At 40.6% G+C, this 23962-nt stretch carries 15 protein-coding genes and 1 tRNA gene; 12 read left to right on the top strand and 4 right to left on the bottom strand.

What is annotated here, in order from left to right:
- Positions 1-75 precede the first annotated feature (75 nt).
- From HMPREF9455_RS09565 to HMPREF9455_RS09515, 11 genes are all read left to right on the top strand, one after another.
- Positions 76-2277, top strand: coding sequence for an alpha-galactosidase (locus HMPREF9455_RS09565; RefSeq protein WP_006799473.1), 2202 nt, complete (start codon positions 76-78; stop codon positions 2275-2277).
- A gap of 61 nt (positions 2278-2338) precedes the next feature.
- On the top strand, positions 2339-4930 hold the full coding sequence (locus HMPREF9455_RS09560; protein WP_006799472.1) for a beta-mannosidase: 2592 nt from the start codon (positions 2339-2341) through the stop codon (positions 4928-4930).
- A gap of 156 nt (positions 4931-5086) precedes the next feature.
- Positions 5087-7513 carry a glycoside hydrolase family 95 protein gene (locus HMPREF9455_RS09555; protein ID WP_085930893.1) on the top strand — a complete coding sequence of 809 codons (2427 nt, stop codon included), beginning with the start codon at positions 5087-5089 and terminating at the stop codon, positions 7511-7513.
- 340 nt (positions 7514-7853) lie between these two features.
- On the top strand, positions 7854-11102 hold the full coding sequence (locus HMPREF9455_RS09550) for a S41 family peptidase (RefSeq protein ID WP_006799470.1): 3249 nt from the start codon (positions 7854-7856) through the stop codon (positions 11100-11102).
- 720 nt (positions 11103-11822) lie between these two features.
- Positions 11823-12536 (top strand): helix-turn-helix domain-containing protein, encoded by a 714-nt coding sequence (locus tag HMPREF9455_RS09545; RefSeq protein WP_006799469.1) that lies wholly within the window; start codon positions 11823-11825, stop codon positions 12534-12536.
- Positions 12537-12866: 330 nt separating this feature from the next.
- Complete coding sequence (locus HMPREF9455_RS09540) at positions 12867-13322, top strand: DUF4494 domain-containing protein (RefSeq protein ID WP_006799468.1); 456 nt, start codon at positions 12867-12869, stop codon at positions 13320-13322.
- 10 nt (positions 13323-13332) lie between these two features.
- Positions 13333-14001, top strand: coding sequence for a YggS family pyridoxal phosphate-dependent enzyme (locus HMPREF9455_RS09535; RefSeq protein WP_006799467.1), 669 nt, complete (start codon positions 13333-13335; stop codon positions 13999-14001).
- Positions 14002-14018: 17 nt separating this feature from the next.
- Positions 14019-14960: a hydrogen peroxide-inducible genes activator gene (locus tag HMPREF9455_RS09530; protein WP_006799466.1), complete on the top strand. Its 942-nt coding sequence runs from the start codon at positions 14019-14021 to the stop codon at positions 14958-14960.
- Positions 14961-15016: 56 nt separating this feature from the next.
- Positions 15017-15090 (top strand) — tRNA-Ala (locus tag HMPREF9455_RS09525).
- A 125-nt stretch (positions 15091-15215) separates the two neighbouring features.
- On the top strand, positions 15216-16664 hold the full coding sequence (locus tag HMPREF9455_RS09520; RefSeq protein WP_006799465.1) for a ligand-binding sensor domain-containing protein: 1449 nt from the start codon (positions 15216-15218) through the stop codon (positions 16662-16664).
- 48 nt (positions 16665-16712) lie between these two features.
- The gene (locus HMPREF9455_RS09515) at positions 16713-16961 is read left to right on the top strand and encodes a hypothetical protein (protein ID WP_006799464.1); all 249 of its coding nucleotides are present in this window, start codon (positions 16713-16715) and stop codon (positions 16959-16961) included.
- Positions 16962-17006: 45 nt separating this feature from the next.
- On the opposite strand, the gene HMPREF9455_RS09510 is transcribed toward HMPREF9455_RS09515, so the two are convergent.
- Both HMPREF9455_RS09510 and rbr read right to left on the bottom strand, forming a co-directional pair.
- On the bottom strand, positions 17007-18128 hold the full coding sequence (locus HMPREF9455_RS09510) for a lipid II:glycine glycyltransferase FemX (RefSeq protein ID WP_006799463.1): 1122 nt from the start codon (positions 18126-18128) through the stop codon (positions 17007-17009).
- Between the two features lie 339 nt (positions 18129-18467).
- Positions 18468-19046, bottom strand: coding sequence for a rubrerythrin (gene rbr / locus HMPREF9455_RS09505; protein ID WP_006799462.1), 579 nt, complete (start codon positions 19044-19046; stop codon positions 18468-18470).
- Between the two features lie 249 nt (positions 19047-19295).
- On the opposite strand from rbr, the gene HMPREF9455_RS09500 reads away from it, so the two are divergent.
- Positions 19296-20999 (top strand): SulP family inorganic anion transporter, encoded by a 1704-nt coding sequence (locus HMPREF9455_RS09500; RefSeq protein ID WP_006799461.1) that lies wholly within the window; start codon positions 19296-19298, stop codon positions 20997-20999.
- A 6-nt stretch (positions 21000-21005) separates the two neighbouring features.
- On the opposite strand, the gene HMPREF9455_RS09495 is transcribed toward HMPREF9455_RS09500, so the two are convergent.
- The gene (locus HMPREF9455_RS09495) at positions 21006-21857 is read right to left on the bottom strand and encodes a GNAT family N-acetyltransferase (protein WP_006799460.1); all 852 of its coding nucleotides are present in this window, start codon (positions 21855-21857) and stop codon (positions 21006-21008) included.
- A 689-nt stretch (positions 21858-22546) separates the two neighbouring features.
- Positions 22547-23962 carry an efflux transporter outer membrane subunit gene (locus HMPREF9455_RS09490; RefSeq protein ID WP_044215881.1) on the bottom strand — a complete coding sequence of 472 codons (1416 nt, stop codon included), beginning with the start codon at positions 23960-23962 and terminating at the stop codon, positions 22547-22549.

The following is a 23962-nucleotide window of genomic DNA, read 5'->3' as shown; positions in this document are numbered from 1 at the left end:
AGATTAATAATAAAAAGAATATCTACTTTGTATAAAAATACAAAGTAGATACGTCTTCTAAAACATCTAATTTAAATGAGAACATCTGTATTAAGTATTTTTCTGCTATTTCTGACGACATTAAACGTATTCAGTCAGGAAAAGAAAGTTATACAAGTGGAAACGGACAATCTGGCGATGATATTCACCGCTTCTCCCAACGAAAAAGTAATCTTTCAGTATTGGGGTAACAAATTGAATGGGGTTTCCTCATTCACAGACAAAAAAATAAAGGGACAGCCCGACACAAACGATGATTTTGCCTCACAAATGTATCCTGCATACGGGGGGCGTTATTATCTCAATCCTGCATTAAAACTAACACACGATGATGGAGTCCTTACTACCGAACTGATTTATGTGGGTACTCAGACAAAAACTCTGGATAGTAACAGGACAGAAACAGTTATAAGTCTGAAAGACAAATTGTATCCTGTCTATGTAGATGTCCGTTTTATTGCTTATAAGAAAGAGAATATTATTGCACAGTCGGTTACGATATCCCATAAAGAAAAAAGCGGGATAAAAGTAGAAAATCTGGCATCATCATATATCCCGATTCATGCCGAATCATATTATCTCACCCATTTTAACGGGACATGGGCTGCCGAAATGCAGATGGAAGAGGAAGAACTTACTCATGGGTTAAAAGTGATAGAAACAAAGAAAGGGGTAAGAGCTACCCAGTCGGAGAATCCATCGTTTCTTCTTTCATTAAACGGGCCTGCGAATGAGGACTCGGGTGAAGTATACGGCGGCTCGTTAGCATGGTCGGGCAATTATAAATTATCGTTTGAACTCGATGAAACAGGCAAGCTGGGTATTGTAGCGGGGATGAACCCTTTCGCTTCTACTTTCTATCTGAAACCGGAACAAAAACTAGAAACACCCGAAATGATTCTGACCTATAGCGCCAGCGGTGTGGGACAGCTATCGAGAAATTATCATGACTGGGCACGTAGATACGCTCTTGTTCATGGAGATAAATTGCGTCCTGTTATTCTCAATAGCTGGGAAGGCGCTTATTTTACATTCGATGAAAAGACTATAACAGATATGATAGACGATGCCGCTAAGTTCGGAGTGGAAATGTTTGTACTTGACGATGGATGGTTTGGTAATAAATATCCGCGTAATGGTGACAATGCAGGTCTCGGCGACTGGCAGGTGAACAAGAAAAAACTACCTAGAGGTATTAACTATCTGGCAGACTATGCAGTAAGTAAGGGTGTGAAATTTGGTATCTGGATTGAACCGGAGATGGTTAACCCAGACAGTGAACTGGCAAAAAATCATCCGGAGTGGATTGTCAAAAGCGGTAAACGCGATATTCTTCCCATGCGTAACCAATGGCTATTGGATTTAAGTAACCCTGAGGTGCAGGATTTTGTTTTTAAAACATTTGACGATGTGGTCTCCATGTCTAAAAACATAAGTTATATCAAATGGGATGCGAACAGACATGTAGATAATGTTGGGTCCGACTATCTGCCGAAAGACGAACAAACTCATTTCTGGTATGAATATGTGAAGGGATTGTATAAAGTATATGATAGAATCAGGGCAAAATATCCCGATATAGAAATACAGTTATGCTCTTCCGGTGGCGGACGTGTGGAATTCGGTGCATTGAAGTATCATACCGAGTTTTGGGCGAGCGATAACACAAATGCTTTGGATCGTATTTTTATCCAATATGGGACAAATCTGTTCTTCCCGGCTATCGCTACAGGATCGCATGTGTCTACCAGCCCTAATCATCAGACTGGTATGATAACTCCGCTAAAGTTCCGCTTCGATGTGGCTATGTCGGGCCGTTTGGGAATGGAACTGCAGCCCAAAGACATTGGGGACGAATACGAATTTGCCGTCAATGCAATAAAAGACTATAAAACAATCAGGCCGATTGTACAATTCGGCGACCTGTGCAGGCTGGTATCTCCGTATGGAAAGCATGGATGGGCATCGCATATGTATGTGTCGAAAGATAAGAAGCAATCTGTCTTTTTTGCTTACAGCCTTAAGTATCATGGGCGTACGACATATCTTGAAACCAAGCTGAAAGGTCTCGATCCGGGTAAGAATTATAGAATAACAGAATTGAATGTTAAACCGGGTAATAGCTCTTTCTCTGGAAACGGGCAGGTATTTTCCGGTGATTATCTGATGAAAGCAGGTATCAATCTGAATATAGGAAATCCGTTCGATAGTACTGTCTTGCTTATTTCTCAGGAATAAGGATCTGCATAAGTTAATCCTGTTATCCTGACTCAACATAATTTATAGAAAATTAATTCAAATGAAATTATTAAGAAATTATTCTCTCAAATTGACCTTATTGGCATTGATCATATTATTTTGTGACCCGGTATCGGCTATACCCATAAAGAAAGAACTCAACTCGGGTTGGAAATTCAGACAGTGGCGGTTAAACAACTGGTATCCGGCAACAGTGCCAGGTGTAATCCATACCGACCTGATTGCGAACGGGATAATTGAAGATCCGTTTTACAGATTGAACGAAAGAAGTGTACAATGGGTAGACAAGGAAGACTGGATGTATGAAACTCACTTCGACCTGGATGATGACACATTCAGTAGAGAAAATATCCGCCTGCACTTTATGGGGCTGGATACGTATGTACATGTTTATCTGAATGGAGAAAGTATTCTTGAGGGTGATAATATGTTCCGTGAATGGAAAGTAGACATTAAAGACAAGGTGAAGCGGAAGGATAATAAGCTGGAAGTCCTTTTCCGCTCACCGATCAAAGAAGATATTCCCAAATGGGACGCTTTGCCTTTTCAGTATCCGACCGGACCCGATCAGTCCCAACAGGGTGGAATCTTCAATAAAACAGTCAGTACATTTGCACGCAAGGCAGGATACCATTATGGCTGGGACTGGGGACCTCGTTTGGTAACGTCGGGTATCTGGCGTCCTGTGTATCTCGAGGCTTGGAATGATGTGAAGATAGAAGATGTATTTATAGAACAGAAAGAAGTCAGTTCGAAAACAGCCCGCATTACGGCCCACGCTGAACTTCTTTCCGATAAGGACTTAGCAGATGTCAAAGTAATAATAAAGGATAAAAATAACAATACGGTTTATGGGACAAAGGATTTGGAACTGAAAAAAGGAATAAATACCGTTTCTGTCGATTTTACAATCGATAATCCCCGCTTGTGGTGGAGTAACGGACTGGGAGAACCCAATTTATACGAGTTTACGACAATAATAGACCTGAAGTCGGCAACCGTTGATACCAAAAATATACGGACAGGGATACGTTCTATTAAAGTCGTGAATGAAACGGATAAAGACGGAGCTTCATTTTATTTTGTATTGAATGGTGTTCCTGTGTTTGCCAAAGGTGCGAATTATATTCCCTCCGATAACTTCCTTCCCCGTGTTACCCGCGAAAAGTACAGGAAAACAATACAGGATGCCGTAGATGTAAATATGAATATGCTCCGGGTATGGGGTGGGGGTACTTACGAAGAAGACTATTTCTATGACCTGTGCGACGAAAACGGCATAATGGTATGGCAGGATTTTATGTTCGCGTGCAGTATGTATCCTTCGGAAGGCGCGTATCTCGAAAATGTGAAATATGAAGCGATAGATAACATTAAGCGTTTACGGAATCATCCTTCCATTTCTGTTTGGTGCGGTAATAATGAGGCTTATGACGGTTGGTTCGGATGGGGACGCCGCGAAGATTATACAAAACAAAATCCCGAATATGCCCGTATTATGTGGAAACAATATGCCGATCTGTTTCACAAATTACTACCCGATATGGTAGCGCAATATGCTCCTGAGTCTTTTTACTGGCCTTCTTCTCCCTACGGCTTGCCGGGACAAGGCTGTGACGATAAGCACGGCGACAGGCATTACTGGGGTGTATGGCATGGGAAACATCCTATTGCCCAGTATAACACAGAGAAAAGCCGGTTCTTCAGCGAATATGGATTTCAGTCATTTCCCGAATTTGAGTCGGTAAAGATATACGCACCTAAAAAAGAAGATTGGGCAATTACATCAGAGGTGATGATGGAGCATCAGCGGGCAGGTACTTATGCCAATAATCTGATAGAAGAATACCTGTTGAACGAATATCAGAAGCCAAAAGATTTTGAATCATTTCTTTATATGAATCAGGTGTTGCAAGGCGATGCTATAAAGATAGCGATGGAAGCGCACCGTAGAAATATGCCTTATTGTATGGGTACTCTTTTTTGGCAACACAACGATTGCTGGCCTGTGGCTTCATGGTCGAGCCGGGATTACTATGGGCGTTGGAAGGCGCAGCATTACTTTGCCCGTGAAGCGTATAAAGATGTGCTGGTTTCCCCCATTGCTAAAGATAATAAACTGGATATCTATATTGTATCGGACAGGCTTACCGAATCGAAGGGAACCCTAAATTTAAAGATCATAAAACTGGATGGCCATATTATTGACAGCAGAAAATTAAATATAACAATACCCAAAAATACAAGTAAAAATGTATTTACCGCTTCTGTAAATGATTTATTGAAAGGAACGGCAAAAAATGATGTGGTAATTCATGCGGAACTGACGGATAATAAGGGAAATATTTATAAAAATAACTACTTCCTGCTGCAACAGAAGAACATAAATTTTCCTCAGGCAAACATATCTAAAACGGTAAAACCTGTTAATGAAGGCTATGAGGTATCCTTGTCGTCCGATAATTTTGCCCGTGCGGTATTTATGTCTGTTGAAGGAATAGATAATTTCTTTGAGAATAACTATTTTGATATCCTTCCGGGGCAAGTAACAGTAGTAAAAGTAAAAACATCTTTGTCCCGGCCCGAATTTGAAAAACAGTTGAAGGTTGTATCGTTAAGAGATGGTTTCTAGGTACTGTTAGGAACTTTTACGCAATTTACTTTATCTATATGGATAAAACCTGTACCTTCAGCTTTGATGTATTGGATAAGCAGTAAGCAATAAGTGAAAATTATATAAAGAACAAGTTGTTTGCTGCTTACCGATTTGCTAATTGAATTTAAAATCATGAAAAAGACTTATACTATATTATTAATATCAATACTAATCGTTCTAGTAGCGAACGGTCAATCAGTATTTTCGCAAAATGCCCGGTCATACATACTTTGGTATGAGAATCCGGCCGATGAATGGATGAAATCTCTGCCTCTGGGTAACGGGCGTATAGGAGCAATGGTATTTGGAGGTATAGAAAAAGAAGTTATCGCTCTTAATGAGGTGACGATGTGGTCGGGGCAACCTGATAAATTTCAGGAGCGCCCATTGGGTAAAACAATGCTGAATGACATCAGGCAATTATTCTTTGAAGGGAAATATGCCAAGGGTAACCGTGTTGTTTCCGAGTTTATGTCGGGTACGCCTCATTCTTTTGGGTCACATGTCCCGGCAGGGGATCTTAAGCTGGATTTTAAATATCCCGCTGGCGCAGTATCAGGCTATAAGCGCGAGTTGAATCTGGAAAACGCCATTAATACAGTTTCATTCAAGGTTGGTAATATACTATATACAAGGGAATATTTTTGCAGCAATCCCGACAATGCGTTCATCGTTCGCCTGACAGCCAATAAGGCTAAATCGTTGACTCTGGATGTATCGTTAGATATGCTGCGTGAATCAGTTATCAAAGCTGTGGATAACAGCCTTGAGTTTTCAGGGAAAGTCTCTTTTCCGAAGCAGGGCCCCGGTGGTGTTGACTTTATGGGGAAAGTAGGAGTGACAGCCAAAGATGGAAACGTTTCCGCATCGAATAATAAAATTAGTATAGCGGACGCCACATCTGTTACTATTATCCTCGATCTACGGACCGATTATAATAATAAACATTATAAGGAAGATTGTTTTGCAACAGTGAATAAAGCATTATCACAGGATTATAATCGTTTAAAAAATAAACATGTAAGTGATTATTCAAATCTTTTTAAAAGAGTAGACTTATTTTTAGGCAAAAGCGAAGCCGATAAACTGCCTACCGACAAGCGATGGGAGCGGGTGAAAGCCGGAAAAGAAGATGTAGGTCTCGATGCATTGTTCTTCCAGTATGCAAGATATCTGCTGATTGCCGCATCACGGGAAGATTCTCCGCTACCTGCCAACCTGCAAGGGATATGGAACGACAATCTGGCTTGTAATATGGGTTGGACCAATGATTATCATCTGGATATCAATACACAGCAAAATTACTGGCTGTCTAATATCGGTAACTTGCATGAATGCAATACACCCCTGTTCGATTATATCAAAGACCTTTCCGTTTATGGGCAAAAAACAGCAAAAAATGTATACGGAGCAAGAGGATGGGTTGCAAATACTGTAGCTAATGTATGGGGATATACTGCTTCGGGACAGGGAGTCAATTGGGGGCTGTTTCCTCTTGCCGGTACATGGATAGCATCTCATTTGTGGACGCATTATATCTATACAATGGATGAGAACTATTTAAGAAACAAGGCTTATCCCATATTGAAAAGCAATGCGGAATTCTTACTCGACTATATGGTACAAGACCCCAAAAACGGTTATCTGATGACCGGACCGAGTACCTCACCCGAAAACTCATTCAGATACAAAGGCAATGAACTATCGGTTTCTTTAATGCCTGCCTGCGACCGGCAGCTTGCTTATGAGGCTTTTGCATCTTGTATCCAAGCATCGAAAATATTGAATGTAGATGACAAGTTCAGGGATAGCCTGAGCATCGCATTAAAGAAACTACCACCTATTATAATAGGTAAAAATGGTGCTATACAGGAATGGTTCGAAGATTTTGAAGAAGCGCAACCTAATCACCGTCATACAACACATCTGCTGGCTCTGTATCCTTTTGCCCAGATCAGCCCGGTAAAGACTCCCGGTCTGGCCAATGCCGCCCGTAAAACAATCGAATATCGCCTTGCTGCGCCAAACTGGGAAGATGTGGAGTGGAGCCGTGCCAATATGATTTGCCTCTATGCCCGTTTATTCGATGCGAAGAAAGCTTATGAGAGTGTTGTACAACTTCAGCGTGAATTTACCCGGGAGAATCTCTTGACTATTTCACCGGAAGGCATTGCCGGGGCGCCATACGACATTTTTATTTTCGATGGCAATGAAGCCGGAGGGGCGGGAATAGCCGAGATGCTTATTCAAAGCCATGAAGGATATATTGAATTGCTTCCGGCTTTACCTCAGCAATGGAATACGGGTTATTTCAAAGGTCTATGCATAAGAGGCGGTGGCGAAGTAGATTTGAAATGGAAAGATGGGCAGGTTCAGGATATAGTGATTAAGGCTGCCACGGATAATAAATTTACGTTCAAACTGGTAAATACTAAGGGTAATATCTCTTTTCCGAAAGGAGCAAAAGATGTAGGCTTGCAAATGAGTACCGAAAACGACTATACTTATGTAACCATTTCCTTAAAGAAAGGGCAGCGTTTTGAAATGAATTACAGATAAGATACATTTTTTTTAATAGCGTTAATTATATAAGTGTAAAAAAGTAGAGTGTAGATTTCGTATAGAGAAATATAATCCGCCTGGGTATATCATTGTACCCATAAAAAGTGTCTTTCATTAAGGCACTTTTTATTTTTTTATTCTATCCTGAATAAATTTTTGTAACATTTTCACTTTTCTTTCGTCATATAGCTAGTATCTAGCTATATTTGATACGTTAAAATATAGAATATTCAGGTTTATTGTTCTTATTATTTTGTTTCAATACTATGATCTCTATTGGGTTTAATTAGTTGATACAGAATTAAATGATTATTATTGCTTATTTAATTAAAATATTATGAGAAAACTTTTATTCACTGCTTTTTTCCTCTTTTTCATAGTCGGATTGAAAGCGCAGGAGCCCCCTTTGTGGCTGCGATATTGCACTATATCGCCCGATGGTAATCAGATTGCGTTTTGTTATAAGGGAGATATTTATAAAGTATCCGCTTCCGGAGGTCGTGCCATGCAGATCACGACTCATCCTGGATACGATACCCGTCCTGTATGGTCGCCCGATAGTAAAAGTATTGCCTTTTCCTCCGACAGGGAGGGTAGCCTTGATGTATATCTTGTGTCGGCCGAAGGAGGTGCACCTCAACGCCTGACTACACACTCTGCGGGTGAATATCCGGTCGCTTTCCGCGATAATGAACGATTGCTTTATTCGGCCAGTATCATACAGGATGTGAAAGACGGAGAGTTTCCTTCGGGGCTATTTGCTCAGATTTATGAGATTAACACATCGGGAGGGCGTCCGTCTCTATTCTCATCGCTGACAATGGAAGACCTGTCTATCGATCCCAGCGGGACGAAGATTCTTTACCATGACAGGAAAGGGTATGAAGACCCGTGGCGTAAGCACCACCAATCGTCTATAACACGCGATTTATGGTTGTGTGATTTGAGTGGTGAAAGAACATATAAAAAACTGACGACTTTCAGAGGGGAAGACCGTAATCCGGTTTGGGCTGCGGACGGACAAAACTTTTATTACCTGAGTGAGCAAAGTGGCTCGTTTAATATTTATAAAAGTGGTTTGAACGTATCTACACCTGTAAAACTTACGAATCTGGAAAAACATCCGGTACGCTTTCTTTCATCAAGTAAACAGGGAAAGCTTTGTTTCTCGTATGACGGTGAAATATATACGATGAATGAGGGGCAGCAGCCTCAAAAGGTGAACATTCAGATTGCTACGGACAATCAGGAAAATAAATTGAAATATATCAACTTCTCTACGGGAGCAAGAGAAATGGCCGTTTCTCCGAGTGGAAAGGAAGTTGCCTTTGTGATACGCGGCGACGTGTTTGTTGCTTCAGTGGAATACGGTACTACAAGACGGATAACTAATACGCCGGAACAGGAACGCAATGTATCTTTCAGTCCGGACGGACGTTCAGTATTGTATGCTGCCGAGCGGAACGGATTGTGGAATGTATATCAGTCTACACTTACACACAAAGAAGACGAATCTTTCGTTTATGCGAAGGATTTTAAAGAAGAACAACTGACAAATTCCACGCTTGCTTCTTTTCAGCCATTATATTCGCCTGATGGAAAAGAAATAGCATATCTCGAAAATCGTACGACTTTGCGTGTGCTAAATCTGGCAAGTAAAGAGATACGGACGATACTGGATGGTAAATTCAATTATTCGTATGCCGATGGAGACCAGTGGTTCAGGTGGGCACCGGATAGTAAATGGCTTTTGACCCAATATATAGGTATTGGAGGCTGGAATAGTACGGATGCCGCTTTGGTAAAAGCGGACGGCAGTGGGGAACTCACCAACCTGACAGAGAGCGGATATAGTGATGCTAACCCACGCTTTGTGCAGGACGGAAAAGCAATGATTTGGTTCTCGGACAGGGCCGGGTACCGCAGTCATGGCAGTTGGGGTGCATACATGGATGCATATATCATGTTCTTCGACGGGGAAGCATACGACAAGTTCAGGATGAGCAAAGAAGAACTTGCTTTGCAAGAAGAGCTGGAAAAGAAAGATAAGAAAAAAGAAGAGGGTAAAGATAAGGATAAGAAAGACGGCAAGGGGAAGAAGGATAAAAAAGACGACAAGAAAGATAAAGAAGTGAAACCTCTGAAATTCAATCTGGATAACAGACGGGACTGGATTATCCGCCTCACTCCTAATTCTTCGTCATTGGCAGATGCCATGCTCAATAAAAAGGGTGATAAACTTTATTACCTGACCAGTTTCGAGAAAGGTTATGATTTGTGGGTGTATGACTTGAAAGATAAGTCGTCTAAGATATTGGTAAAAGAAGCAGGAGCGGGCGAACTGAATACAGACAGCATCGGGAAGAATATCCTGTTGCTGGGAGGCGGCCAACTGAAGAAAATAGATATGGAAAACGGAACCGTGACTCCTATCAAGATCAACGCGCAGTTTGAATATCAGCCCGAAGAGGAACGCAGCTATATCTTCAACCATGCCTGGAAGCAGGTCAAAGACAAGTTTTATGTAACAGACCTTCATGGTGTGGATTGGGATGGATATAAAACTGCTTATGAACGTTTCCTTCCTCATATCAATAACAATAATGATTTTGCCGAAATGTTGTCGGAAATGCTGGGTGAACTGAACGGCTCGCATACCGGGGCACGAAGTTACGGGCAGGGTTCTCCGATGCCTACAGCTTCTCTGGGAGCGTTCTTCGATGAAGCCTATCTTGGAGATGGTATCAAGATTAAGGAAATCATTAATCAGGGACCGTTAACCAATGCGAATACGAAAATAGGAGAGGGGACTGTTATATTGAAGATAGACGGCAAGCCGATAGTGAAGGGACAGGATTATTATCCTTTGCTGGTAGGAAAAGCCGGGAAAAAAGTGCTACTCACATTTAAAACATCCGAATCGGGTAGTGAGATAGAAGAATGGGTAAAACCCGTTTCTTACGGTGAACAAAATAACCTGCTTTATAAGCGTTGGGTAGAGCAACGTCGCCAGATGGTAGATAAACTATCGAACGGAAGAATAGGTTATGTACATGTGCGTGGCATGAATAGCGACAGTTTCAGGGAAGTATATTCCGAATTACTGGGCCGTTGCCGCAACAAAGATGCTGTAGTGATAGATACGCGCCACAATGGTGGAGGCTGGTTGCACGACGATCTGGTTACCCTCCTCAGTGGGAAAGAATATCAGCGTTTCGAGCCTCGCGGGCAATATATAGGCAGTGACCCGTATAATAAATGGACCAAACCGTCGGCCGTATTGATGTGTGAAGATAATTATTCGAATGCGCATGGATTCCCGTGGCTATATAAAGAACTGAAAGTAGGTAAGTTGATAGGAACGCCTGTTCCGGGAACGATGACCGCAGTATGGTGGGAATCACAGATCGATCCGGGTATTGTTTTCGGTATTCCGCAGGTAGCAGTGAAAGATATGCGCGGGCAGTATCTGGAAAATCAGGAATTGCAGCCGGATATTGAAATATATAATGATCCTGCTTCGACATTACAAGGCAAGGACAGCCAATTGGAAAAAGCAGTGGAAGTCCTGTTGCAAGGAAAATAAAGAATAATTACTATACATTGTAATTACAGAGTCGCAAGTGAGAATTTGTGACTCTGTTTTTTTGTATCTGCTTATTGGTGCTAATTTGCTGTTAAAGCGATTATTGTAGTGTAAAATTGTTCGATTTTTTCTAACGCACCATCCGGCTTGTTTTTCTTAACTTTTTCTTGATAAAAAGTTACAAAAATCAAGGCTGCATCCCCCGGCGACCCAAAACCGCAGCTCCGGTGGGGCAAAATAATACGGAATCATCTATAGCCGGATTATCAGGCCAGTATAGCAGCTACCGTATTTTGCCCTACACCTCCGCTTTGCGGATTGGGTGCCCCGCCTGAGGGACGAGGCCGGGATCGCGATGCGTCGACAGGACAGAGGCTCTTCATGCTTTAGCCCCACGTGCGTCAGCCGACTCGTAACTCGTAACTGCTCACAGGGCGTAGTAACTTGTAACTAAAAATCGAACGTTTTATACAGCAATAATAATATCCCCCCGCTGGCGCAGACGTCTCGTCTGTGTGTTGCGTAGCAAACATTTTTGCCCTGTCAGCAAGACACGGACTGGAAGTCCGCGCCAGCGGGTGTAGCGTCTCTCGCTACGTCGGGTTAGACGCAAGTCTCCGGACTTGCAGCGATAACCGGGACGTCCGCACGAGCCTCAAATTTATCAAAAAAACTTTATCTATATAAGAAACTAATTATTAACATTAATATTTAAGCCTTATGAAGTATAACAACAAAACCGCCGAACGCATTGTAGAGATGATTGAACAAGACCTTTACGGAGTATCTGAAATATGTAAAATCTTACGCATCAGCCGCCAGACTTTCTACGACTGGAAAAAGAATAAACCGGAATTTAAGGAAGAAGTGGAAGAAGCGTTTATCCGCAGGGAAGAAGTGCTGATAGCAAATGCCCGTATCGGACTGAAACAATTATTAGAAGGGTATGTACAGAAAAAAGAAAAAGTCACATACGTCCCTGACAAGAACAATCCGGTGGAGGATGTGGAGAAGTGCCGTGTAGTGGAAAAGAAATTCTGCCCGCCAAGCATCCGCGCGATAAAGTACGTACTCGACCGTGAGGAAAGGAGGAAAGAGCAACAACGGTTGGAAAGCAGGGAAAAGCGTCCCTTAGTCATAGAGGTACAGGACGAGGAAACCAGACGGCAACTGATGATATTAAAGGAGAACGGTTTCCGCTCTGGCGGTGCGCTCGATCCGGAGATCGTGGCGGCCGTGGACAGGAAACTGGGAGAAGAACGAACCAACGGTCACAGGAGCGAAGCGTATGTAAAAGTGAAAAATGAGCAAGAGCAGGCAGAGCAAGTGCAAGCACAGCCAGCTGTCACGCAACCATCTGCCGCTCCGGTAGAAAAGCCTAAGCCGAATCCTTATCCGTTTCTGCCGCCGGGATATACATCGAGAACGGATTGAGTTGAAAGATGAAAAGCCGCGAATCGAAAATATGGAAATAGTGTAAAAGTTGTCAAGTTTGTCAGGTTTTAACAGGCAGTAAGTTCCAAAGAAATAAGTATTGAGTTACTTAGGCTATAACTACGGCTAACGGCTAAAATCCAATTATAACATATGGTAAATTAAACAGCCAGCCAATGGGGATTATACCCGTATGTAGAAAGGATACAAATTATAACAATATTTAAATCAATTGGATAGAGAACTTTTATCATATGATAGATTTTATAAATTAAATTTGTTAAATTTGCAACGATAAATTATAGATTTTAATAATAACAATACATTTATATGCACAATTGGTTTGAATGCAAGGTAAGCTACGAAAAAATGCTGGAAAACGGCATGCAGAAAAAAGTCACAGAACCTTATCTTGTAGATGCTCTATCATTTACAGAAGCAGAAGCACGTATCATAGAAGAAATAAAACCTTATATAACAGGTGAATTCACCATCACGGATATTAAACGCGCTAAATTGTCCGAACTGTTTTTTAACGACAATGGCGACCGCTTCTTCAAAGCTAAAGTGATGTTTATCTCTTTGGATGAAAAGAGTGGCACGGAGAAGAAAACGGCGGTAAACATGCTGGCTCAGGCTTCAGACCTGAAGGAGGCGCTGAAAGTTGTGGAGAAAGGTATGGAAGGTACTTTGGCCGATTATGCCATAGCCTCCCTGAGTGAAACAATGATAATGGATGTATTCCCTTATTCGGAAGATCAGAAGAAAAAAATAGTTCTTGTATAAAATATACTGAATGGGCATATCCGAAAATATACATAGTATAAAAGATCGTTTACCGGAAAATGTAAAACTGGTAGCAGTATCTAAGTTCCACCCGGTGGATGCTATCAGGGTGGCGTATAATGCCGGTCAGCATATTTTTGGAGAAAGCCGGATGCAGGAGATCAGCCAGAAGCATCCCTTGCTGCCTCAGGATATAGAATGGCATTTCATAGGACATCTGCAAACGAATAAAGTAAAGTCGATTATACCTTATACGCATACGATACACAGTGTCGATAGCTGGAGACTGCTGTCTGAAATAGAGAAGTCCGCAGCCCGTATAGGGAAACGGATTTGTTGTTTGCTGGAGATCCATATAGCACAAGAAGATGCCAAGTTTGGATTTTCTTTTGATGAATGCCGTAGTTTTTTATCGGGAAACCAATGGAGAGAGTGTAAATTTGCTTATATTGGAGGAGTAATGGGCATGGCTTCCAATATCGAAGAAGAATCACAAATCAGAAAAGAGTTTAAAAGTCTGAAACTATTTTTCGATGAAATAAAAAATGACTATTTTGCAGAGGATGATTGCTTCTCTGAAATATCAATGGGTATGTCGGGAGATTATACCATAGCAGTCGAAGAAGGGTCTACAATGATAAGGGTAGGCTCATCTATTTTTGGAGAACGCGAATATTAACACAAAATATAAAGAAAATGAATATACAGCAACTGGAATATATTATAGCAGTGGATAACCATCGCCACTTTGCTAAAGCCGCTGAGTCGTCATTCGTTACTCAACCTACGCTGAGTATGATGATTCAGAAGTTGGAAGATGAGTTGGGCGTAAAAATATTCGATCGTAGCCAGCTGCCTGTTCAGCCTACGGTAATAGGCACTCAAATCATCAATCAGGCCAGGGTAATTGTTTCACAAGTGAAACAGATCAAAGAGATTATCCAGGAAGAAAAAGGTGTGGTGCAAGGTGTATTCAAACTGGGTATTATCCCTACCATTGCTCCTTATCTGCTGCCTAAACTGATGCAGGTGCACGATCAGAATGGTTACGACATTGTGTTGGTAATAGAAGAAACCACTACCGCTCAGATAATTGAAAAGCTGCTCAATGGGGCTTTGGATGGTGCTATACTGGCCACTCCGCTTAAAAACGAAAAGATAACTGAGCATCCTATCTATTATGAACGGTTTTATGCTTATGTTTCGCCTCGTGAAACATCGTTGTATGCCAAGAAAGAACTGGAGGAGGAAGATTTGAATATCAACCGCCTGTGGCTACTCGAAGAAGTACATTGTTTCCGTGGGCAAATATTGCGTATATGCAATATGCGTAAGCGCAAGAGTTCTCATTCGCTCTTCTCATACGAAGCAGGAAGCATCAGTACCCTGATCAATATCGTAGACAATAACAGCGGGTTGACCATAATCCCTGAAATGGCGATAGAAGAACTGAATGAAAAGCAGAGACGCAATGTACGTCCTCTGAAAGGGGTATCGCCTGTGCGTGAGGTGAGTCTTGTTACCCGTAAGGAATTCTTACGCGAACGGGTACTCGACATTATTGTATCCGAGATAAAACAGTCTGTGCCTCAGCCGTTATTAAACCTTGAATTGAAAAAGTTTGTGGTGGATATCTAAGATTTTCTGTAAAAGTATAATTGGATAACAAAAAATATTATCTTTGTATCCGATTCGGGGAATTAGCTCATCTGGCTAGAGCGCAACGCTGGCAGTGTTGAGGTGATCGGTTCGAGTCCGATATTCTCCACAGAAGATTAAATCCCTGCATACAATGTGGGGATTTTTATATTTGGCCTATAAACGACAAGTCCGGAACCATAATCTATACTTATTTTAGTAGACACCACAAGCCTTAAGTTAAAAAATACTATAATGAAAAAAATCATTTCCATATTTCTATTCCTTTCTCTGGTTATAGGAGTAATGCACGCTCAAAATATCTTTCCTGAGAAATTTGATAATTGCAAAATCGAAGCTTTTGGATTAGAAAGTAAGATAACTTCAGCCCGTATTTCGAATGAGGACTTGTTAACGTCTCTGTTGAAAGGACATTCTCTATTTAAGATTGAAGGTATATTGATGATGCAAATATATGTTGACAAGGACGGAACGGCGTGTCTGATAAGTGCAGACAATAAAACTAATATTCCAACTAAGGAGTTTAATCTAAGTAAAGTCATTGAAACAACCAAGTGGACGGGCAATATGAGACCTGTATGTGCGATAGTTCACATAACTTTCAAAAATGGTAAAGCAGAAGTACGACGTTTAGGTATGGATAATAATCTGGGAGTACATGAAATAACGGATAAACGAAATCCATTATATGATTTACCTCAAAATACAAAAAACAAGAACACCTCAAACAATCCTCAAGTTATGAAGGTTGAGAAAACCAATTCAACCTGGAAATTATATACCTTCGATAATTCAATGCTTCCTTACAATCTTTGCCGGAGTGCCGAAACTGATAGTAAAGGAAATGTGTGGATTGGTACAGACAGAGGAATCGTAAAAATTGATGGGGAAAAATGGACAGTATTCGATGCTGATAATAGTGGCCTCGAAAGTAATCAGAACGGACATACAGTCACATGGGATTTAGCAGTTGATAATGGCGATAGAATCTGGACGGAAACAATGTCTAAAATTAAAGTATATGATGGGCAGAATTGGAGTATTATTGACAGTACAAATTCACCCATTAAAAGGTCTGGTAAAATAAAAGTACAGGATAATACGGTCTGGATAACAGGATTCAATGGATTTTACGAGTTTACTGATGGAAAATGGAACGAATATACTGTAAGTAACTCCGGATTGGTAAGTAATACAACACGTGGTGTATACCGGGATAAATCCGGTAATATATGGGTTGCAACAGATAAAGGAATATCATTCTTTGATGGTAAAAACTGGAAAACATATACGAGTAAGAATTCAAAGATGCCTGCAGACGGAGGGAGAATGGTAACCGGTGACAAACAGGGAAATATATGGATAGGTGTAAGTACAGGTAAACATGATAATATAGGAGGTGTAGTCAAAATTACTCCTGATAATAAATGGATTGTTTACACGATGAAGAACTCAAAATTACCGAATCCTACAGTCTCTGATATAAAATTTGAAGGGGAGAATGATCAAATAGCCTGGATTTGCACGGGCAAATATTTAGTACGTCTTGAAAAAAATGATTGGGAGATATATGATAGCTCTAATTCATTTATTCCTGATAATTATGTCAGCACTATAGCCTTTGACCGTGAAGGTAATAAATGGATTGCAACATATAATGGTGTGATATGGATGAATCGGTGAATTAATAGTTGATAAACGAAAGGTATATACCTGAAAAATTGTATTGAAATGATAAAAAAAATATTTGGTGTCATTTTCCTGATCTTCGCATTTATTATTAGTATTACAGAGATAATTAGACTGCCGGAAGTTATTGGGAATATTATTGGTCCGATAAAAATATTCTCAGGAGAAGTAAATGATTATGAAACAGGGGTAACCCTCGGGCATTTCATAGGGCAAATGTTCATTATAGTGCTAGTTTGTATTTTGATTTTATTTGGAACTAAGTGGATTAAGAGGAAAAACATTGAATAGCTATTGAGTAATTAATATAAAGAGTATATTCTGTAAGATTAATTACTATGATAGATAGTACCCTTGCGCATTCATTTCACTTATCTGTAAATATTTATAGTTTTCCTCGTCCAATAAATAATCCCAACATCCTAAATGATGAAACAATTCTCCGCCAAATCCGGTTTTAAACTGGTAAAGACCATACATCGGATGTGATTTGTCCGGTCCGGGAGATACCCCAAACATGTCATATTCCGTGCAACCGTTTGCTTTAGCTATCTTTACAGCTTCCCACTGCAAGGCATAAGCAGGCATATAGTTCCTCTTTTGTGATGACGAGGCGCCATAGAGGTATGTACCCCGGTGACCTGACATTACCAGGAATATTGCGGCAAGAGGCTCTCCTTCGTGCTCTGCTATCAGTAACTCTACATGGGCAGGAGACGAGGTATCATCCGCACGAGCGGTAAGAACTGAAACAAAGTATTCGATATCATTTATAAAAAGTCCGTTGCGCAGCGCTGTTTCTTTATACAATTCGTACCAGACGGATATTTTATCCATGCCGGCTTGAAGGACACGCACACCTTTCTTTTCTGCTAACCGTATATTATAACGGGTTTTCGGCTTCATTTGCGTCAGTATTTCTTCTTCTGAAAGGGATAAATTCAGAAAAACTGTAGTAGATGGTAAGATATCGGAATTGCTCTTTCGTAGGTTCCACTCTATTGTATTGTAATTTAAATTGAATTCCTGAAATTTCTTATCAGGAGGGCCTGCCCACAGGCCTGATTCATCAAAATAACTCTCATCACACCAGTGCGACTGCCAATTGAGATCGTAACGTATAGCGATACAGCTTTTCGGCAAATATGAACGCATAATTTCCGATAATTCTTCCAAAAAACGGCCCTGATATTCTTCAGAGGGTTCTATTTCCGGCCCGTATGGTACATATGCTATACTATATTGCGGATCGAGGGGCTTTTGTAATAACAGTAAATCTGCATTGGTATATGAATGACCTCCCACATTGGTATATATATCACGGTTTTTCACCTTGAAATCAAAGGCTTTAGTTTCTAATCCCTGATGAGTTTTCACTTCCGACCAAAAGGCAGTTTGCTGTACGATGGGCGTGTTATTAATATCCCGTGTAGCTTTTTCTAATATATCGATAGTCATAATTTTACAAAATAGCCGCAAAGATAGCCAATATAAAGAGGATAAACAATCTAAGCATTGGCATCTTTAGAAGATAATCCGGGAAAAATGCAAGATTTGAATATAACACTTCTTGGTCTTAAAGAATATATCAATAAAATCCCTGCACTTTGGAGCCTCATATGGATGCATTCCTTGATTTATACAGGACTGCTCCACTCAAGAAAAGTAAGAATCCGTTGTATGCTATTTATAATTACATCAAGTTTCTGAAAAGCTGAATAATAACGTCTAACTTCCCCAATAAAGAGAAAAGCCGCAGAATATATCTGAGGCTTTTCGTTTATCATTAATTCTTACTTAGAAATTCCATTTCAATGGTTCGAAGTGAGCTTGTGGATGCAGGCAGGCCGGACAAGTTTTTGGAGCCATTTTGCTCTTGATAACGAATCCGCAATTACGGCATTGCCAGTCGATAGCTTCTTCGCGGGTAAATACACCATTGCTTTCCACGCGGGCAAGAAGAGCTTTATAGCGGTCTTCATGTATGTTTTCTACTTTACCTATCATGCGATACATTACGGCTATTTCTTTGAAGCCTTCCTTTTCTGCTATTTCAGCAAAAGCAGGATAGTCTATAGCCCATTCTTCATGTTCTCCGGCAGCAGCTTCTATAAGGTTTTCGGCAGTTGTCCCTATCTTACCGGCAGGGTACATTGCAGTGATTTCCACCATGCCGCCTTCAAGAAACTTAAACATACGTTTTGCATGTTCTTTTTCCTGATCAGCAGTTTCCAGGAAGATAGCTGCAATTTGTTCAAAACCTTCTTTTTTCGCCTGGCTGGCAAACATTGTGTAACGCATTCTTGCTTGAGATTCTCCCGCGAATGATTTTAGCAGGCACTTTTCGGTTTCAGTACCTTTGATACTTTTTTCCATAACTTTTTGATAGTTTAAATTGATAGTTTTTACAAAATTAATAATTATTATCAATCAAAAGAAATGAAACCAAATCATTTTGTAACTTTGTCACCTTAAAAATGTGTAATCAATAACCTGTTTTGAACAAGTAAATTAGACCAATTCTAAACTAGTTGCAGCTATATTTTAATAACCGGTTATTTATTAGTATCTTGTATGTTTGCGAACTGATTACTAATGTGAGTTAATAGTGTTTTTTGTTTTGATATGAAAAAAGATCTTCTCAAAGATTTCACGCCCCAGTTATTTATTTCACTGAAGACGTACGATAAAGGAAAATTCATAAATGACCTCATGGCAGGTCTTATTGTTGGTATTGTAGCCCTGCCTCTGGCTCTGGCATTCGGTATTGCATCCGGTGTAACCCCCGAACAAGGTATAATCACGGCTATCATCGCCGGGTTTATCATATCCTTTCTGGGAGGTAGCCGTGTACAGATAGGAGGGCCTACGGGTGCTTTTATCGTTATTGTCTATGGCGTAGTGCAAACGCATGGTATAAAGGGATTACTCATAGCTACTATCATCGCGGGAGTAATTCTGGTTTTGTTGGGTATTTTCAAATTGGGGAAGATTATCAAGTTCATCCCGTATCCTATAATAGTCGGTTTTACCAGTGGTATTGCCGTCACTATTTTTACTACACAGATTGCCGACATTTTCGGACTTAACTTTGGTGGAGAAAAAGTTCCCGGAGATTTTATCGGAAAATGGATTATATACATTAAGCATTTCGAGACCATCAACTGGTGGAACACAGCCGTAAGTATAGGCAGCATCCTGATTATTGTACTTACGCCACGCATTGTAAAGAAGGTACCGGGTTCACTTGTAGCCATTATCCTCGTTACAGCCATCGTTTATTTTATGAAAACATATTTTGGCATAAACGCTATAGATACTATTGGCGACCGTTTCAGAATAAATGCGGAACTGCCTGATGCTGTAATGCCTGATATCAATATGGCTGCCATAACCGACTTGCTTCCTGTGGCGATCACCATCGCCCTGCTCGGCGCTATTGAATCGTTATTGTCGGCTACAGTGGCCGACGGGGTAATAGGAGGAGAAAAACATAATTCCAATACCGAGCTTATTGCACAAGGTGTAGCAAATATCATTACTCCTCTGTTTGGCGGTATTCCGGCTACGGGAGCCATTGCCCGCACCATGACGAATATCAATAACGGGGGACGGACACCGGTAGCGGGTATAATCCATGCCGTTGTCTTATTGCTTATTTTGCTTCTGTTAATGCCTTTGGCTCAATATATACCGATGGCCTGCCTTGCTGGAGTATTGGTTATTGTGTCATATAATATGAGCGAATGGCGTACATTCAAAGCTCTCCTGAAAAATCAGAAATCGGATGTTGCGGTATTGCTTATCACATTCTTCCTGACGGTAATATTCGACCTGACTATTGCTATCGAAGTAGGTTTATTACTGGCTGTGGTACTCTTTATGAGGCGGATCAACGAGGTAACTCATGTTTCTGTTATAAAGAACGAACTGGATTTAACCGATGAAAGCGAATTTACTCAGGATGAAGAGATACTCACTTTGCCCGACGGTGTAGAGGTCTATGAGATCGACGGTCCTTTCTTTTTCGGCATTGCCAACAAGTTTGAGGAAAGCATGCGTGTTATTGGAGATAAATCGAAGATACGCATTATACGGATGCGTAAAGTTCCGTTTATCGATTCCACAGGGTTGCATAATCTGGAAAGCCTCTGTCAGAAGTCAATGAAAGACGGCATACAGGTTATTTTGTCGGGTGTAAGGCCAAAAGTGCATGCCATGATAGAAACTTCAGGTATACCAGCTATGATAGGTGAGGTGAATATATGCGATAATATTAATATTGCAATAGCCCGGGCGAATGTGATTCTCAGTGAGACGGAGGAGTAGGGCTATTTATATCTCTCTTATCATTTCATACTGCATCCCCGTAATCTCTATATTCTTTGATTTCAGAAACGCTGTAATGGAACTACAGGAAATATCTGTGTTTATAATTTTTACAGCCTGATTCTTATTTAGTCCGGTCATTTCCCTAAGTAGCAACGAGGCTATTCCTTCCCGTCTGTATTGCTTATCAACCGCTATTTGGGTAATATCTCCCGAAACAGGTTCGAATACGCAATATCCTGCCAATTTATTTTCGATGAACGCACCCAGACTCACAAAATCGTTACTCGCTCTGTTGATGGATTCGAAGCTATTTTGCCATGATGGATAAAAATCCCAAAAATTCGGTAGGAAATCAAAATCCCGGATATTGATTTGTTTTATCGAACAGGGTATATCGGAAGTCTTTATATCATTCTTGATCTTTTTGGTTTCCTGTCTGAAATAATTAAACTCCCGGCTTACTTCAAACCCTATATTTTTATAAACAGATACAGCTTTTGTATTATGTTGTAACACTTCGAGTAAATATTGTTTGATATTCTGTTCTCTTAGGTAAGGAATCGAGTATTCAAAGATTTGTGTAGCCAAACCTTTTCCCCTGTATTCTTTCAATGTGCCTGTGCCTGTATCGTAGGCTGTTTCAATCCCGTTGAAATTTCCTGTTCCATTAAGCGTAAAAGCTACGATTTCATTTCCTTCAAATGCAGCAAAAGATAAACCGGGATTAAAACCCCGCCTTTTTACCATCGTCCGGAGTTGTTGCCTGTCCAGTTGAATTTCGTAATCGGCAAAAGCCTGATTAAAAGCATGGAATATGACACCGAAGTCAGTTTCACTAAGAGATTTTATTTCCATTCCTTTATTTCTTTATTATTTTCACTTCTAATGTAGCTATTTTTTTCAACTTAGCGGCAACTATTTATTTCTGTCATACTAACCGCATCAAATATTTCAGAGAATCTGAAACTTTACAAACTTGACACATTTTCCACTTTTTCTTGTCGTTTTTCCCATAGTCTTTTTTGATGCACAGAGTGTAGGTGGGAAAAAGGTAACAAAGGAAACACATTTTTAGCTATTAGCTGATAGCTTTTAGCCGATAGCTTATGTACAAAACCTGACAAACCTGACGACTTTTCACACAATTTTTATTGTCACTTTTTCTTCTAAAAACTCCGTGTTACTCCTTTTACTCCGTGTTTAAAAATAAAAAGTAACAAAGGTAACACAGAAAACAATTAATAATTAAGAATGAAAAATTAATAATTAGCTTGTCATACGGAGCAGAACAAAGCATCTCGTCAGTGAACAGTCATCAGTTAGCAACCTGTATCTTGTGTCTTGTCTACTCGTATCTCATATAACTTTAAACTTATAACTCATCACTCATTTATCCCAATACATCAAAGAGCTATCTGCTAATGCCTAAAGGTTATCAGCCATATACATAGATAAAGTATTCCATAAAAAATGAAATAAAAGAAAGAGGATACTTCCACAGGGAAGTATCCTCTTTCATAAATAGGAATGTTATCAGATTGTTATTACTCGATACCTCCTCCAAGTGCTCTGTAAAGATTTACAGATGCCTGTAGTTGCTCAAGTTTATCACTTACCTGTCCAAGTTGTGCTTGCAGTAAACTTTGTTCCGCCTGTAGCACTTCGGTATAATTAGCTTCACCGGCTTTCAGTAACTGTTGGGTATCACCCACAGCAAGGGAAAGGGCATCTACTTGTTTAGCACGGTCCTCATTCTTGCGGAGTGAAGTTTCGTATGTAAACATAATGTTCGAGACTTCCTGACTTGCGGTCAATACTGTTTGTTCGAAAGTAAGCAATGCTTCTTCCTGTTGCGCCTTTGCTATTTTATATTGTCCTCTCAGCTGATTACCCGCAAATATAGGCTGGGTAAGTCCACCTACGATATTAGCCAGAATATTTGTCGGTTTGAAGAACTGTGAAAGCGTATTGGATGCGAATCCTACCGAAGAAGAACTGCCTAGTGTCAAAGACGGATACAGAGAGCGTTGAGCTACATTTTTCATCTCGAATGCATATCTGAATCCCATCTCGGCTTGCAATACATCCGGGCGTTTTGCCAACATCTGTGCAGGGATACCTACTTGTAGTTCGGATGGAACTGACTGATTGTCAATAGCTGTCCTTGTGATAGGTCCCGGTTTGCGTCCTAATAACAGACTAAGGGAATTTTCCAGCTGATTGATTTGCATTTGCAGATCCGGTACACTAACCTGAGTACTGTAGAGCAAAGCCTCACTTTGCTTTACACCGGCACGATTGAGGAGTCCGGCCTGCATCATGGCCTGCATTGTTGCAGTACTTTCCTTTAGTAATTCAATCGTTTCCAATGTAATCTTCAACTGCTCGTCGAGTGCCAGCAGTGAGTAATAGGTGGTAGCTATATTGGCAACCAGGGATGTCTGAATTAGATTACGGTAAGCATGTGTGCTAACAAGGTTGGCATACTGGGCTTTTGTTTTGCTATTCAGTTTACCCCAGATGTCAGCTTCCCATTGTACTACAAAACCCAAAGCCCATTGGTCGCCGCCATTATATCCGAGTACCCTTTCTTTGCCATTGCTGATACTTTTTTGAGTATGTGTAACCTGAGCACCTAAAGCAACAGTAGGAAAATATGCCGATTTGGCAATATATAGTCCGGCTTCGGCCTGTTGGATACGGTTATATGCCAGACGCAGGTCATAGTTGTTGGTAAGACCTTCATCTATCAATGCCTGAAGAGCAGGGTCGCTGAAATATTCCCTCCATGGGATATTTGCTATAGTAGTAGTATCCGTTGGATTCTCTCCTCTGAACATGTCTGCTGAATCCACTTCGGGGGATTTGTATTTATTCTTGTTCAGAACTCCGCAGGATGTGAGTCCTATTGAGAGTATTACTCCCAACAGAACTACACCTTTTATATATTTTCTCATCAT

This window comes from Dysgonomonas gadei ATCC BAA-286 (assembly GCF_000213555.1).
Taxonomy (GTDB): Bacteria; Bacteroidota; Bacteroidia; order Bacteroidales; family Dysgonomonadaceae; genus Dysgonomonas; species Dysgonomonas gadei.
This window is presented reverse-complemented; position numbering and strand designations above follow the sequence as displayed.